Origin of the sequence: Streptococcus mitis (assembly GCF_001579035.1) — a bacterium.
GTDB lineage: Bacteria > Bacillota > Bacilli > Lactobacillales > Streptococcaceae > Streptococcus > Streptococcus mitis_J.
In genome coordinates, this window is record NZ_KQ970285.1 from 44,431 (window position 1) to 58,494 (window position 14,064).

At 39.3% G+C, this 14,064-nt stretch carries 14 protein-coding genes, 2 pseudogenes and 1 riboswitch; of the genes and pseudogenes, 12 read left to right on the top strand and 4 right to left on the bottom strand.

Features of this window, described 5'->3' with window-relative positions; translation table 11 throughout:
• Window positions 1–52: 52 nt before the first annotated feature.
• The 3 genes and pseudogenes from cysK to SMIDD26_RS00235 all read right to left on the bottom strand — a co-directional run bounded on the left by cysK (window position 53) and on the right by SMIDD26_RS00235 (window position 1,899).
• Window positions 53–979, bottom strand: a complete 927-nt coding sequence (gene cysK / locus SMIDD26_RS00230; protein WP_061438556.1) for a cysteine synthase A — start codon at window positions 977–979, stop codon at window positions 53–55.
• 96 nt (window positions 980–1,075) lie between these two features.
• Window positions 1,076–1,159, bottom strand: a pseudogene (locus tag SMIDD26_RS12445) (PH domain-containing protein); the annotation flags it as partial.
• A gap of 104 nt (window positions 1,160–1,263) precedes the next feature.
• The gene (locus tag SMIDD26_RS00235) at window positions 1,264–1,899 is read right to left on the bottom strand and encodes a YigZ family protein (RefSeq protein WP_061438557.1); all 636 of its coding nucleotides are present in this window, start codon (window positions 1,897–1,899) and stop codon (window positions 1,264–1,266) included.
• 56 nt (window positions 1,900–1,955) lie between these two features.
• On the opposite strand from SMIDD26_RS00235, the gene SMIDD26_RS00240 reads away from it, so the two are divergent.
• The 12 genes from SMIDD26_RS00240 (at window position 1,956) to SMIDD26_RS00295 (ending at window position 13,009) form a co-directional block, all read left to right on the top strand.
• Entirely contained in the window at window positions 1,956–3,254 is a 1,299-nt protein-coding gene (locus SMIDD26_RS00240) for an ATP-dependent helicase ComFA (protein ID WP_061438558.1), read from the top strand.
• Complete coding sequence (locus tag SMIDD26_RS00245) at window positions 3,251–3,913, top strand: ComF family protein (protein WP_061438559.1); 663 nt, start codon at window positions 3,251–3,253, stop codon at window positions 3,911–3,913. Before SMIDD26_RS00240 ends, SMIDD26_RS00245 begins: the two co-directional genes overlap by 4 nt.
• Before the next feature lie 79 nt (window positions 3,914–3,992).
• Window positions 3,993–4,541 carry a ribosome hibernation-promoting factor, HPF/YfiA family gene (gene hpf / locus SMIDD26_RS00250; RefSeq protein ID WP_049513313.1) on the top strand — a complete coding sequence of 183 codons (549 nt, stop codon included), beginning with the start codon at window positions 3,993–3,995 and terminating at the stop codon, window positions 4,539–4,541.
• 135 nt (window positions 4,542–4,676) lie between these two features.
• Window positions 4,677–6,650: a GGDEF domain-containing protein gene (locus tag SMIDD26_RS00255; protein ID WP_061438560.1), complete on the top strand. Its 1,974-nt coding sequence runs from the start codon at window positions 4,677–4,679 to the stop codon at window positions 6,648–6,650.
• Window positions 6,647–7,099 carry a 50S ribosomal protein L9 gene (gene rplI, locus SMIDD26_RS00260; RefSeq protein ID WP_000864214.1) on the top strand — a complete coding sequence of 151 codons (453 nt, stop codon included), beginning with the start codon at window positions 6,647–6,649 and terminating at the stop codon, window positions 7,097–7,099. Before SMIDD26_RS00255 ends, rplI begins: the two co-directional genes overlap by 4 nt.
• Window positions 7,100–7,142: 43 nt before the next feature.
• Window positions 7,143–8,495: a replicative DNA helicase gene (gene dnaB / locus SMIDD26_RS00265; protein ID WP_050142692.1), complete on the top strand. Its 1,353-nt coding sequence runs from the start codon at window positions 7,143–7,145 to the stop codon at window positions 8,493–8,495.
• A gap of 1 nt (window position 8,496) precedes the next feature.
• The gene (locus SMIDD26_RS00270) at window positions 8,497–8,763 is read left to right on the top strand and encodes a Veg family protein (RefSeq protein WP_000128619.1); all 267 of its coding nucleotides are present in this window, start codon (window positions 8,497–8,499) and stop codon (window positions 8,761–8,763) included.
• 87 nt (window positions 8,764–8,850) lie between these two features.
• Window positions 8,851–9,969 (top strand): choline binding-anchored murein hydrolase CbpD, encoded by a 1,119-nt coding sequence (cbpD, locus tag SMIDD26_RS00275; RefSeq protein WP_061438561.1) that lies wholly within the window; start codon window positions 8,851–8,853, stop codon window positions 9,967–9,969.
• An 82-nt stretch (window positions 9,970–10,051) separates the two neighbouring features.
• Window positions 10,052–10,154: riboswitch (TPP riboswitch) on the top strand.
• 68 nt (window positions 10,155–10,222) lie between these two features.
• Window positions 10,223–10,513, top strand: a complete 291-nt coding sequence (locus SMIDD26_RS00280) for a thiamine-binding protein (RefSeq protein WP_000647659.1) — start codon at window positions 10,223–10,225, stop codon at window positions 10,511–10,513.
• On the top strand, window positions 10,476–11,234 hold the full coding sequence (locus SMIDD26_RS00285) for an ABC transporter permease (RefSeq protein WP_162174238.1): 759 nt from the start codon (window positions 10,476–10,478) through the stop codon (window positions 11,232–11,234). The genes SMIDD26_RS00280 and SMIDD26_RS00285 overlap by 38 nt, the downstream gene beginning before the upstream one ends.
• A 39-nt stretch (window positions 11,235–11,273) precedes the next feature.
• Window positions 11,274–12,281, top strand: a complete 1,008-nt coding sequence (locus SMIDD26_RS00290) for an ABC transporter substrate-binding protein (RefSeq protein ID WP_061438562.1) — start codon at window positions 11,274–11,276, stop codon at window positions 12,279–12,281.
• A complete protein-coding gene (locus SMIDD26_RS00295; protein ID WP_061438563.1) occupies window positions 12,281–13,009 on the top strand; it encodes an ABC transporter ATP-binding protein in 729 nt (242 codons plus the stop codon). The genes SMIDD26_RS00290 and SMIDD26_RS00295 overlap by 1 nt, the downstream gene beginning before the upstream one ends.
• Window positions 13,010–13,074: 65 nt before the next feature.
• Here SMIDD26_RS00295 and SMIDD26_RS00300 read toward each other — a convergent pair.
• Window positions 13,075–13,986 (bottom strand): annotated as a pseudogene (locus tag SMIDD26_RS00300) (tyrosine-type recombinase/integrase); the annotation flags it as partial.
• Window positions 13,987–14,064 lie beyond the last annotated feature (78 nt).

Below are 14,064 nucleotides of genomic sequence, written 5' to 3' on the forward strand. Positions count from 1 at the left end.
TTCAAGGTAAAAATAAAAAGCCCTATAATAAGGGCTAAGTGCATTTAGGAGACTAAACTTCAAATTCATAGAGTGTTGTAGAGAGATAACGTTCACCGTTATCTGGTGCTAGAGCAAGAACTTTTTTACCTGTACCTAATTTTTTGGCAACCTCGATGGCTCCGTAGATAGCTGCAGCTGAAGAAATCCCTACAAGGAAGCCTTCTTTTCCACCAATTTCACGGCCGAGTGCAAGAGCATCATCTGATGTTACGCGAACGATACCATCATAGGCTTTAGTATCAAGTGTATCAGGAATAAATCCAGCTGAGATACCTTGAATTTTGTGAGGACCAGGTTTTTCACCAGATAGAATAGCAGATTCATCAGCTTCCACTGCATAAACTTGAATGTTTGAATTTGCTGATTTGAGTGCATGAGAAACACCAGAAATCGTTCCACCGGTACCCACTCCAGCAACAAAGGCATCTAGTCCATCTTTATCGAAAGCAGCTAGTATTTCAGCTCCTGTTGTTCTTTCGTGTACTTCTGGATTAGCTGGATTGTCAAATTGAAGAGGAAGGAAGCCATCACGTTCAGCAGCGATTTCTTGAGCCTTAGCAATAGCACCCTTCATTCCTTCGCTACCAGGCGTAAGGACGAGTTCAGCACCATAGGCTTGGATAATCTTACGGCGTTCTACACTCATAGTTTCAGGCATAACGATGACAACTTTATACCCTTTAGCAGCCCCTACCCATGAAAGTCCAATACCAGTATTTCCACTTGTTGCTTCAACAATAGTAGAACCAGGTTTCAGAATACCATCTTGTTCAGCTTTTTCAATCATGCTAAGGGCAATACGGTCTTTTACAGATGAACCAGGATTAAATGATTCAAGCTTTACATAGACGTCCGCAGCACCTTCTGGCACGATGTTGTTAAGTTTAACAATCGGTGTTTGACCGACTAGTTCAGTAATGTTGTTATAAATAGACATATGAATACCTCTTTGTATAAGATATTTCTAGTATAACGCTATCTATATCATTTGTAAAATATAGAAATCCTATCGGAGCGATAGGATTTTTTTATATCATAGGTCTAAGCCATTAATTTTTAAGCGATTGTGTTCAGCTAATTCTAGTAAATAGGTGTAAAGGAAAACGATATCAGGTTTCGTTTGAATTGCTTCATTTTCTAGTATATTTTGGTACGCATCTTTTTATTTTGCTAATTAAAGTAGCGGTGGAAATATCAGTGAAACACTGTATTATCTATTGTTTACACTAGGTTTACAGGAACCTCAACTTCACGTAAACTTTGATCAGTTAAAGTAACTTTTCCATTAAAAAATTCTACCAGTGCAGCTTTAATAGTTTCTTTTTCTTCTTTATCAACATAAATCATCGTATCGACTTGATCTGTAAAGTTTGTATCCAGCTCCATGAGATTATGTTTTTTAAGGAAGTTACTGTACTCTTGATACTGAGCGTAAGACATTTGAATAGCAATGCCAGCCTGTTCTTTTATTTCAATGATGCTAATTTCTTTGACAGCTAAGGCGACACTCCCGGCGTAAGCACGAATGAGTCCTCCAGCGCCTAGTTTAATACCACCAAAGTAGCGTGTTACTACCACACAGACATTGGTGAGATTGTGATTTTCTAGTACCCCAAGCATGGGAACACCAGCAGTACCACTAGGCTCACCATCATCACTTGTACGTTTAATTTCACTACGTTCTCCAATAATAAAGGCCGAGCAGTTATGCGTCGCTTTGTAGTGTTCTTTTTTGATGGTGGTAATGAAGTCACGAGCCTCTTCTTCGCTATAAACACGCTTGGCATGACAGATAAAGCGGGATTTTTTGATTTCTTCTTGGACTTGTCCGTCCTCTTTAATTGTTCTAAATTCCATGATTTAATTGTACTAAAAAATCATCTAAAGCGCTAGGTTTTTACGAATAAAGAAGTATGAAAGTAAATCCAAACTATCTCGGTCGGTTGTTTACTGAGAATGAATTAACTGAAGAAGAACGTCCGATGGCAGAGAAACTTCCAGCAATGAGAAAGGAGAAGGGGAAATTTTTCTGTCAACGTTGTAATAGTACTATTCTAGAAGAATGGTATTTACCTATCGGTGCTTACTATTGTCGGGAGTGCTTAATTATGAAGAGAGTTAGGAGTGATCAATCTTTATACTATTTCCCACAGGAGGATTTTCCTAAACAGAATGTTCTTAAATGGCGTGGTCAATTAACTCCTTTTCAAGAAAAGGTGTCAGAGGGACTGATTCAAGCAGTAGACAAGCAAGAGCCAACTTTAGTTCATGCGGTGACAGGGGCTGGAAAGACAGAAATGATTTATCAAGTTGTGGCTAAAGTAATCAATGCGGGGGGTGCAGTGTGTTTGGCCAGTCCTCGCATAGATGTTTGTTTGGAGCTGTACAAGCGCCTGCAAAAGGATTTTTCTTGCGAGGTAGCCCTCCTACATGGAGAATCGGAACCTTATTTTCGAACACCATTAGTTGTTGCGACGACCCATCAGTTATTGAAATTTTATCAAGCTTTTGATCTGCTGATAGTGGATGAAGTAGATGCTTTTCCTTATGTTGACAATCCCACGCTTTACCATGCTGTCAAGAATAGTGTAAAGGAGAATGGACTGAGAATCTTTTTAACAGCGACTTCGACCGATGAGTTAGATAGAAAGGTCCGTTTAGGAGAATTGAAACGATTGAGTTTGCCTAGACGGTTCCATGGAAATCCGTTGATTATTCCTAAGCCAGTTTGGTTATCGGATTTTAATCACTGTTTAGAGAAAAGTCGGTTGTCACCAAAGTTAAAGTCTTATATTGAAAAGCAGAGAAAGACAGCTTATCCTTTACTCATTTTTGCTTCAGAAATTAAGAAAGGGGAGCAGTTAAAAGAAATCTTACAGGAGCAATTTCCAAATGAGAAAATTGGCTTTGTATCTTCTGTAACAGAGGATCGATTAGAGCAGGTGCAAGCTTTTCGAGATGGAGAACTGACAATACTTATCAGTACGACAATCTTGGAGCGTGGAGTTACCTTCCCTTGTGTGGATGTTTTCGTAGTAGAGGCCAATCATCGTCTGTTTACCAAGTCAAGCTTGATTCAGATTGGTGGACGAGTTGGACGAAGCATGGATAGACCGACAGGAGATTTACTTTTCTTCCATGATGGGTTAAATGATTCAATCAAGAAGGCGATTAAGGAAATTCAGATGATGAATAAGGAGGCTGGTCTATGAAGTGCTTGTTATGTGGGCAGACTATGAAGACTGTTTTAACTTTTAGTAGTCTCTTGCTTCTGAGGAATGATGACTCCTGTCTTTGTTCAGACTGTGATTTTACTTTTGAAAGAATTGGGGAAGAGAACTGTCCAAACTGTATGAAAACAAGCTTGTCAACGAAGTGTCAAGATTGTCAACTTTGGTGTAAAGAAGGAGTTGAAGTCAGTCATAGAGCGATTTTTACTTACAATCAAGCTATGAAGGATTTTTTCAGTCGGTATAAGTTTGATGGAGACTTCCTTTTAAGAAAAGTTTTCGCTTCAGTTTTAAGTGCGGAGTTAAAAAAGTACAAAGAGTATCAATTTGTAGTCATTCCCCTAAGCCCTGAAAGATTGCTTGACAGAGGATTTAATCAGGTTGAGGGCTTGGTAGAGGCAGCAGGTTTTTCGTATCTGGATTTACTAGGGAAAAGAGAAGAGAGAGCCAGTTCTTCTAAAAATCGTTCAGAGCGCTTGGGGACAGAACTTCCTTTCTTTATTAAAAGTGGAGTCACTATTCCTAAAAAAATCCTACTTATAGATGATATCTATACTACAGGAGCAACTATAAATCGTGTTAAGAAACTGTTGGAAGAAGCTGGTGCTAAGGATGTAAAAACATTTTCCCTTGTAAGATGAGGAAAAAATTTGCAAAAATAGAATGAAAGCGTTATAATAAAATCAGAAAAACAAAAATGTTTAGAAAGAAGGTACTCATATGATTAAATATAGTATCCGTGGTGAAAACCTAGAAGTAACAGAAGCAATTCGTGATTATGTAGTTTCTAAACTCGAAAAGATCGAAAAGTACTTCCAGCCAGAACAAGAGTTGGATGCCCGAATTAACTTAAAAGTTTATCGTGAAAAAACTGCTAAAGTGGAAGTAACGATTCCGCTTGGATCCATTACTCTCCGCGCAGAAGATGTGTCTCAAGATATGTATGGTTCAATTGATCTTGTAACTGATAAAATTGAACGTCAGATTCGTAAAAACAAAACAAAAATCGAGCGTAAAAATAAAAATAAGGTAGCAACTAGTCAATTATTTACAGATGCCTTGGTGGAAGATCCAAATGTTGTCCAGTCTAAAGTTGTTCGTTCAAAACAAATTGATTTAAAACCAATGGATTTGGAAGAAGCTATTCTACAGATGGATTTATTGGGGCATGATTTCTTTATCTATGTGGATGTTGAAGATCAGACAACAAATGTGATTTATCGTCGTGAGGATGGTGAAATTGGTTTGTTAGAAGTTAAAGAATCTTAATTAGAATAGGTGTAAAGGTAGGTTTACTGAATTGTAAACCTCCTTTTTCTTATAATTGATAGAATTACTGATTACACTTTTAAAAAGTCGCTTTTTGAGGGGTATTATGGTATAATGGGTGCCAAGAGGTTTGGAATGAAAAAATTTTATGTAAGTCCATTCTTTCCTATTCTAGTAGGATTGATTGCGTTTGGAGTCTTATCCACTTTCATTATTTTTGTTAATAATAATCTGTTGACGGTTTTCATTTTGTTTCTTTTTGTAGGAGGCTATGTTTTTTTATTTAAGAAACTGAGAGTGCATTATACAAGGAGTGATGTAGAACAGATACAGTATGTAAACCACCAAGCGGAAGAAAGTTTGACAGCTCTATTGGAACAGATGCCTGTAGGTGTTATGAAATTGAATTTATCTTCTGGAGAGGTTGAGTGGTTTAATCCCTATGCTGAATTGATTTTGACCAAGGAAGATGGCGATTTTGATTTGGAAGCTGTTCAAACGATTATCAAGGCTTCAGTAGGAAATCCGTCTACTTATGCCAAACTGGGTGAGAAGCGTTATGCTGTTCATATGGATGCTTCTTCCGGTGTTTTGTATTTTGTAGATGTATCCAGGGAGCAAGCCATAACAGATGAATTAGTAACGAGTCGACCAGTGATTGGAGTTGTATCTGTGGATAATTATGATGATTTGGAGGATGCAACTTCTGAGTCAGATATTAGTCAAATCAATAGTTTTGTAGCTAATTTTATATCAGAGTTTTCAGAAAAATACATGATGTTTTCTCGTCGGGTAAGTATGGATCGATTTTATCTATTTACTGACTACACGGTGCTTGAGGGCTTGATGAATGATAAATTTTCTGTTATTGATGCTTTCAGAGAAGAGTCGAAACAGAGACAGTTGCCCTTGACCTTAAGTATGGGATTTTCTTATGGCGATGGAAATCATGATGAAATAGGGAAAGTTGCTTTGCTCAACTTGAATTTGGCTGAAGTACGTGGTGGCGACCAGGTGGTTGTCAAGGAGAATGATGAAACGAAAAATCCAGTCTACTTTGGCGGTGGGTCGGCTGCGTCCATCAAGCGCACTCGTACCCGTACTCGATCAATGATGACAGCCATATCTGATAAGATTCGTAGTGTGGATCAAGTGTTTGTAGTTGGACATAGAAATTTAGATATGGATGCCTTGGGCTCTGCTGTAGGTATGCAGTTGTTCGCCAGCAATGTGATTGAAAATAGCTATGCTCTTTATGATGAAAATCAAATGTCTCCGGATATTGAACGAGCTGTTTCATTCTTAGAAAAAGAAGGAGTTACGAAGTTGTTGTCTGTTAAGGATGCAATGGGGATGGTGACCAATCGTTCTTTGTTGATTCTTGTAGACCATTCAAAGACAGCTTTAACTTTATCAAAAGATTTTTATGATTTATTTACCCAAACTATCGTCATTGACCACCATCGAAGGGATCAGGATTTCCCAGACAATGCAGTTATCACTTATATCGAAAGTGGTGCAAGCAGTGCCAGTGAGTTAGTAACAGAACTGATTCAGTTCCAGAATTCTAAGAAAAATCGTTTGAGTCGTATGCAAGCAAGTGTCTTGATGGCTGGTATGATGCTGGATACTAAAAATTTCACCTCACGAGTGACTAGTCGGACATTTGATGTTGCTAGCTATCTCAGAACGCGCGGAAGTGATAGTATTGCTATCCAAGAAATCGCTGCGACAGATTTTGAAGAATATCGTGAGGTCAATGAACTGATTTTACAGGGGCGTAAATTAGGTTCAGATGTATTGATAGCAGAGGCTAAGGAGTCGAAATGCTATGATACAGTTGTTATTAGTAAGGCAGCAGATGCCATGTTAGCTATGTCAGGTATTGAAGCGAGTTTTGTTCTTGCGAAGAATACACAAGGCTTTATATCCATCTCAGCTCGCAGTCGTAGTAAACTGAATGTACAACGGATTATGGAAGAGTTAGGCGGTGGAGGCCACTTTAATTTGGCAGCAGCTCAAATTAAAGATTTAACCTTGTCAGAAGCAGGTGAAAAACTGACAGAAATTGTATTAAATGAAATAAAGGAAAAGGAGAAAGAAGAATGAAAGTAATCTTTTTAGCAGATGTTAAAGGAAAAGGTAAAAAAGGCGAAATTAAGGAAGTACCAACAGGATATGCACAAAACTTTCTTATCAAAAAGAATCTAGCCAAAGAAGCGACTGCTCAAGCTGTAGGTGAACTTCGTGGTAAACAAAAATCCGAAGAGAAAGCTCACGCTGAGATGATTGCAGAAGCAAAAGCAATTAAAGCCCAACTTGAAGCAGAAGAAACGGTTGTAGAATTTGTTGAAAAAGTTGGTCCAGATGGTCGTACCTTTGGTTCTATTACCAATAAGAAGATTGCAGAAGAATTGCAAAAGCAATTTGGAATTAAGATTGACAAACGTCATATTCAAGTACAAGCTCCGATTCGAGCGGTTGGTTTGATTGATGTGCCAGTGAAAATCTATCAAGATATCACAAGTGTAATCAATCTTCGTGTGAAAGAAGGATAAGTTTACACCTTCTTGACAAGATTGTAAAAGGAAGGGAAGTCTGATGGCAGAAGTAGAAGAGTTACGAGTACAACCTCAAGATATCTTAGCTGAGCAATCCGTTTTGGGGGCTATCTTTATTGATGAGAGTAAACTTGTTTTTGTGCGAGAATACATTGAGTCTCGGGACTTTTTTAAGTATGCCCATCGTTTGATTTTCCAAGCCATGGTCGATTTATCCGATCGTGGCGATGCCATAGATGCAACAACGGTTCGTACCATCCTTGATAATCAAGGTGATTTGCAGAATATTGGTGGCCTGTCTTATCTGGTTGAGATTGTCAATTCTGTGCCAACTTCTGCTAATGCGGAGTATTATGCTAAGATTGTTGCAGAAAAAGCAATGCTACGTCGTTTAATTGCCAAGTTGACAGAGTCTGTCAATCAAGCTTACGAGGCTTCGCAACCAGCTGATGAAATCATTGCTCAGGCAGAAAAAGGTCTGATTGATGTTAGTGAAAATGCAAATCGAAGTGGATTTAAGAATATTCGAGATGTGTTGAATGTCAACTTTGGAAATCTGGAAGCTCGATCGCAACAAACGACCGACATTACAGGTATTGCGACAGGTTATCGTGATTTAGATCATATGACGACTGGACTTCATGAGGAGGAGTTGATTATCCTAGCAGCCCGTCCAGCGGTTGGTAAGACAGCCTTTGCCTTGAATATCGCTCAGAACATTGGGACTAAGTTGGACAAAACGGTTGCTATCTTTTCGCTCGAAATGGGTGCAGAAAGTCTAGTCGATCGTATGTTGGCGGCAGAAGGTTTGGTGGAATCGCATTCTATCCGTACGGGTCAATTGACTGATGAGGAGTGGCAAAAATATACCATTGCTCAAGGGAATTTAGCTAATGCAAGTATCTATATCGATGATACGCCAGGGATTCGGATTACAGAGATTCGTTCTCGTTCCCGTAAATTAGCTCAAGAAACTGGAAATCTTGGTTTGATTTTGATAGATTACTTGCAATTGATTACAGGTACAGGCCGAGAAAATCGTCAACAAGAAGTTTCAGAAATTTCACGTCAGTTGAAGATCTTAGCCAAGGAACTGAAAGTTCCTGTAATTGCTCTAAGTCAGCTTTCTCGTGGTGTAGAACAACGTCAGGATAAGAGACCGGTCTTGTCTGATATTCGTGAATCGGGATCTATCGAGCAGGATGCTGATATCGTAGCTTTTCTCTATCGTGATGATTACTATGAGCGTGGTGGTGAAGAAGAGGACGGTATCCCAAATAATAAGGTGGAAGTTATTATCGAGAAAAACCGTAGTGGAGCTCGTGGAACAGTGGAATTGATTTTCCAAAAAGAATACAATAAATTTTCAAGTATCTCAAAAAGGGAGGCATAAAATGACAGATGCATTTACAGATGTAGCTAAGATGAAAAAAATCAAAGAGGAAATCAAGGCGCATGAGGGTCATGTAATTGAAATGACCTTGGAAAATGGACGTAAGCGCCAAAAAAATAGATTGGGTAAGTTAATTGAAGTTTATCCATCCCTATTTATCGTTGAATTTGGGAACGTTGAAGGAGATAAACAAGCTAATGTTTACGTTGAATCCTTTACTTACTCAGATATCCTTACTGAAAAGAATTTGATTCATTATCTGGACTAAAGTGAGAAATTTTCTCACTTTTTCTTTTTTCTCCGAATAGTTTAAGTGAAGGCAATCTTCGATTTATATTATTTTCAAGGAGGAAGAATGAAAATTTTACCGTTTATAGCAAGAGGGACAAGTTATTACTTGAAGATGTCAGTTAAAAAGCTTGTTCCCTTTTTAGTAGTAGGATTGATGTTAGCAGCGGGTAATAGTGTATATGCCTATTCTGGAGGAAATGGATCGATTGCGCGTGGGGATGATTATCCTGCTTACTATAAAAATGGGAGTCAGGAAATTGATCAGTGGCGCATGTATTCTCGTCAGTGTACTTCTTTTGCAGCCTTTCGTTTGAGTAATGTCAATGGTTTTGAGATTCCAAGGGCTTATGGAAATGCGAATGAATGGGGGCATCGTGCTCGTCGTGAAGGCTATCGTGTAGATAATACACCGACGATTGGCTCCATTGCTTGGTCTACTGCAGGAACTTATGGGCATGTTGCCTGGGTGTCAAATGTAATGGGAGATCAGATTGAGATCGAGGAATATAACTATGGTTATACAGAAGCCTATAATAAACGAAGTATAAAAGCAAATACGATGACAGGATTTATTCATTTTAAAGATTTGGATGGGGGCAGTGTTGGGAATAGTCAAACCTCAGTTTCAACAGGAGGAACACATTATTTCAAGTCTAAGTCTGCTATCAAAAATCAGCCACTAGCTAGCGCAACTGCGATTGATTACTATTATCCTGGGGAGAAGGTTCATTATGATCAAATTCTCGAAAAAGATGGATACAAGTGGTTGAGTTATACAGCTTATAACGGAAGTCGTCGTTATATCCAGCTAGAGGGAGTGACTTCTTCACAAAATTATCAGAACCAATCAGGGAATAGCTCTAATTATAGCTCAAATACTGGATTGACTGTCGGTTGGAAGAAGATAAATGGTAGTTGGTATCATTTCAAATCAAATGGTTCTAAATCAACGGGATGGCTGAAAGATGGTTCTAGCTGGTATTATTTGAAATCATCTGGTGAAATGCAGACAGGATGGTTAAAGGAAAATGGCTCGTGGTATTACCTGGATAGTTCAGGGGCAATGAAAACAGGCTGGTATCAAGTTTCTGGTAAGTGGTATTATTCTTACTCTTCAGGTGCCTTAGCTGTTAATACGACGGTGGATGGCTACAGAGTAAACAGTGATGGAGAACGAGTATAGAAAATTGGAGTAGGAAATTTTTCCTGCTCTTTTCTGTAAGCAGTTTCCTTGACATTTTTCTTATTTTGCGCTATCATATATCTATATAATATATGGGAGTCTGTGTACAGTCTGAGAGGAAGTGTTAAACTTCGACCGCACCTGATCTGGGTAATGCCAGCGGAGGGAACGATACTTAGTCTATTCTTGACCTTTTCCATATATGGCAAAGGTTTTTCTTTTTGTCAAAGGAAAACGAGAAGAGGAGGTTGTTATGAAAGCAAGCATTGCCTTGCAAGTTTTACCCCTAGCGCAGGGGATTGATCGGATAGCTGTTATCGATCAAGTCATTGCTTATCTGCAAGCTCAAGAAGTGACCATGGTGGTGACACCATTTGAAACGGTCTTGGAAGGGGAGTTTGATGAGCTCATGCGCATTCTAAAAGAAGCGCTGGAAGTGGCAGGGCAGGAGGCAGATAATGTCTTTGCCAATGTCAAAATAAATGTAGGAGAGATTTTAAGTATTGATGAGAAACTTGAAAAGTATACTGAGACGACACATTAGTCTATTGGGCTTTCTGGGAGTCTTGTCAATCTGGCAGTTAGCAGGTTTTCTTAAACTTCTCCCCAAGTTTATCCTGCCGACACCTCTTGAAATCCTTCAGTCTTTTGTGCGTGACAGAGAATTTCTCTGGCACCATAGCTGGGCCACCTTGAGAGTGGCTTTATTGGGGTTGGTTCTAGGAGTCTTGATTGCCTGTCTCATGGCTGTACTTATGGATAGTTTGACTTGGCTCAATGACCTGATTTACCCTATGATGGTGGTTGTTCAGACCATTCCGACTATTGCCATAGCTCCTATCCTGGTCTTGTGGCTCGGTTATGGGATTTTACCCAAGATTGTTTTGATTATCTTGACGACAACCTTTCCTATCATCGTCAGCATTTTGGACGGCTTTAGGCATTGTGACAAGGATATGCTGACCTTGTTTAGTCTGATGCGGGCCAAGCCTTGGCAAATCCTGTGGCATTTTAAAATTCCAGTCAGTCTGCCTTACTTTTATGCAGGTCTGAGGGTCAGTGTCTCCTACGCTTTTATCACAACAGTGGTATCTGAGTGGTTGGGAGGCTTTGAAGGACTAGGTGTCTACATGATTCAGTCCAAGAAACTGTTTCAGTATGATACCATGTTCGCGATTATTATTCTGGTATCGATTATCAGCCTTCTGGGTATGAAGTTGGTCGATGTCAGTGAAAAATATGTTATTAAATGGAAACGTTCATAAGAAGAAGGATGTTTCTGAAAAAGAAAAGAGGAAATCAAAATGAAAAAAACATGGAAAGTGTTTTTAACGCTTGTGACAGCTCTTGTAGCTGTTGTGCTTGTGGCCTGTGGTCAAGGAACTGCTTCTAAGGACAACAAAGAAGCAGAACTTAAGAAAATCGACTTTATCCTAGACTGGACACCAAATACTAACCACACAGGACTTTATGTTGCCAAGGAAAAAGGTTATTTCAAAGAAGCTGGAGTGGATGTTGATTTGAAATTGCCACCAGAAGAAAGTTCTTCTGACTTGGTTATTAACGGTAAGGCACCATTTGCAGTGTATTTCCAAGATTATATGGCTAAAAAATTGGAAAAAGGGGCAGGAATTACTGCCGTTGCAGCTATCGTTGAACACAATACATCAGGAATCATCTCTCGTAAATCTGACAATGTAAGCAGTCCGAAGGACTTGGTTGGTAAGAAATACGGTACATGGAATGATCCAACTGAACTTGCTATGTTGAAAACCTTGGTAGAGTCACAAGGTGGAGACTTTGAAAAAGTTGAAAAAGTACCAAACAACGACTCAAACTCAATCACACCGATTGCCAATGGTGTCTTTGATGCTGCTTGGATCTACTATGGATGGGATGGAATTCTTGCTAAATCTCAAGGCGTAGATGCAAATTTCATGTACTTGAAAGACTACGTTAAAGAATTTGACTACTATTCACCAGTTATCATCGCAAACAACGACTATTTGAAAGACAACAAAGAAGAAGCTCGTAAAGTCATCCAAGCTATCAAAAAAGGCTACCAATATGCCATGGAGCATCCAGAAGAAGCAGCTGATATCCTCATCAAAAATGCACCTGAACTCAAGGAAAAACGTGACTTTGTCATCGAATCTCAAAAATACTTGTCAAAAGAATACGCAAGCGACAAGGAAAAATGGGGGCAATTTGATGCAGCTCGCTGGAATGCCTTCTACAAATGGGATAAAGAAAATGGTATCCTTAAAGAAGACTTGACAGACAAAGGCTTCACCAACGAATTTGTGAAATAATGACAGAAATTAGACTAGAACACGTCAGTTATGCCTATGGTCAGGAGAGGATTTTAGAGGACATCAATCTGAAAGTCACTTCAGGTGAAGTGGTTTCCATCCTAGGCCCAAGTGGTGTTGGAAAGACCACCCTCTTTAATCTAATCGCTGGGATTTTAGAAGTTCAGTCAGGGAGAATTGTCCTTGATGGTGAAGAAAATCCCAAGGGGCGCGTGAGTTATATGTTGCAAAAGGATCTGCTCTTGGAGCACAAGACGGTGCTTGGTAATATCATTTTGCCCCTCTTGATTCAAAAAGTGGATAAGGCTGAAGCTATTGCTCGCGCAGATGAAATTCTTGCGACCTTCCAGTTGACAGCTGTACGGGACAAGTATCCCCATGAACTTAGTGGCGGGATGCGCCAGCGTGTAGCCTTGCTTCGAACTTACCTTTTCGGGCACAAGCTCTTTCTCTTAGACGAGGCCTTTAGCGCCTTGGATGAGATGACCAAGATGGAACTCCACGCTTGGTATCTGGAGATTCACAAGCAGTTGCAGCTAACAACCTTGATTATCACGCATAGTATCGAGGAGGCCCTCAGCCTCAGCGACCGCATCTATATCTTGAAAAATCGTCCTGGGCAAATTGTTTCAGAAATTAAACTAGATTGGTCTGAGGACGAGGACAAGGAAGTCCAAAAGATTGCCTATAAACGTCAAATCTTGGCAGAATTAGGCTTAGATAAGTAGAAAAATAGGGAGTTGGTGAAGATTATCCTTTACCAGCGCCCTTTTTCTTTTAAAAATGAGAAAATTTCGGTATAATAGTCAAAGCTATCAGAGAATACTTTCTCATAGGTTAAGCCAATGTTTCTACCGTTTTCTGCTTGTCTTGCTCGGTAGAGTCGAAGCATGAGTACTGTTTTATGATCGATATCTAGAACTCTATAGCTTGATTTTGTCTTAGGAGTGTTTACCTGGTTTAAAATGTTGAGTGTTTTGTTAATATCGATTGTTCCGTTCTGCAGGTCAATATCAGACCATTCTAGGGCCAGACATTCACGGATGCGCAGTCCAGTAGCTAGGAGCGTTTTATAAAGCACAGTATCATAGAAATTGATAAAGGTATTCTCCAGGTTATCGAGATAGGAGAGGAAGTTTTTAAGTTCCTGATCTTGAAAGTATTTAATTTCTTGTTTATCTCTAGTTATCTTTCTAGGAATGACAACATCACGAGCAGGGTTATTGTCTAATGCTTGGATGGAAACCCCATACTGTAGAATACGTTTATTTAAGGCATGAAGATGATTGTATTCTTTATACCCCGTTCCGTCCTGATTGTACTCATCCGCCCACTTATTTACCTGAGTTTGGATAATGACAGGTGTAAGTTTATCTAGTTTGTAAGTACCAAATGAGGGTAAGAGGTAATTATTTAAGCAACCTTTTATCTTTATCTGCGTATTAGTCTTTATGGTATGCTGGTAGGTTTGCCAAAACAAGTCTACAAGTTCCTGATAGCTTGTTATATGTGAGCGTTGTTTCCGTGTAGAGCCGTTTTTCTCAAATTCTACCTTAGCCTGGGTGACCTTATTTTTGAGTTCTTTCTTTGTTCGTGCTGATATGGTAGTCTTGACCTTTTTACTAGTCACAGAATCGATACCAAGATAGATACTAGAGCGGTATACTGCTGATCCGTCTTTTTTCGTGTGTTGTGTAATTTTCATGGTTTTACTCCTTTTTCCATCAGCAGGCAAGCAATTAGAAAAGGTTTTGAGTTTATACCATGCGAGGAGCTACGAGAA

What these genes read in the sequence shown, in the direction of transcription:
- SMIDD26_RS00290 (WP_061438562.1), top strand. Translation starts at nt 11,274, where the DNA reads ATGAAAAAAACATGGAAAGTGTTTTTAACGCTTGTGACAGCTCTTGTA.
- SMIDD26_RS00295 (WP_061438563.1), top strand. Translation starts at nt 12,281, where the DNA reads ATGACAGAAATTAGACTAGAACACGTCAGTTATGCCTATGGTCAGGAG.
- SMIDD26_RS00255 (WP_061438560.1), top strand. Translation starts at nt 4,677, where the DNA reads ATGAAAAAATTTTATGTAAGTCCATTCTTTCCTATTCTAGTAGGATTG.
- SMIDD26_RS00280 (WP_000647659.1), top strand. Translation starts at nt 10,223, where the DNA reads ATGAAAGCAAGCATTGCCTTGCAAGTTTTACCCCTAGCGCAGGGGATT.
- SMIDD26_RS00270 (WP_000128619.1), top strand. Translation starts at nt 8,497, where the DNA reads ATGACAGATGCATTTACAGATGTAGCTAAGATGAAAAAAATCAAAGAG.
- SMIDD26_RS00240 (WP_061438558.1), top strand. Translation starts at nt 1,956, where the DNA reads ATGAAAGTAAATCCAAACTATCTCGGTCGGTTGTTTACTGAGAATGAA.
- hpf (WP_049513313.1), top strand. Translation starts at nt 3,993, where the DNA reads ATGATTAAATATAGTATCCGTGGTGAAAACCTAGAAGTAACAGAAGCA.
- rplI (WP_000864214.1), top strand. Translation starts at nt 6,647, where the DNA reads ATGAAAGTAATCTTTTTAGCAGATGTTAAAGGAAAAGGTAAAAAAGGC.
- cbpD (WP_061438561.1), top strand. Translation starts at nt 8,851, where the DNA reads ATGAAAATTTTACCGTTTATAGCAAGAGGGACAAGTTATTACTTGAAG.
- dnaB (WP_050142692.1), top strand. Translation starts at nt 7,143, where the DNA reads ATGGCAGAAGTAGAAGAGTTACGAGTACAACCTCAAGATATCTTAGCT.
- SMIDD26_RS00285 (WP_162174238.1), top strand. Translation starts at nt 10,476, where the DNA reads ATGAGAAACTTGAAAAGTATACTGAGACGACACATTAGTCTATTGGGC.
- cysK (WP_061438556.1), bottom strand. Translation starts at nt 979, where the DNA reads ATGTCTATTTATAACAACATTACTGAACTAGTCGGTCAAACACCGATT.
- SMIDD26_RS00245 (WP_061438559.1), top strand. Translation starts at nt 3,251, where the DNA reads ATGAAGTGCTTGTTATGTGGGCAGACTATGAAGACTGTTTTAACTTTT.
- SMIDD26_RS00235 (WP_061438557.1), bottom strand. Translation starts at nt 1,899, where the DNA reads ATGGAATTTAGAACAATTAAAGAGGACGGACAAGTCCAAGAAGAAATC.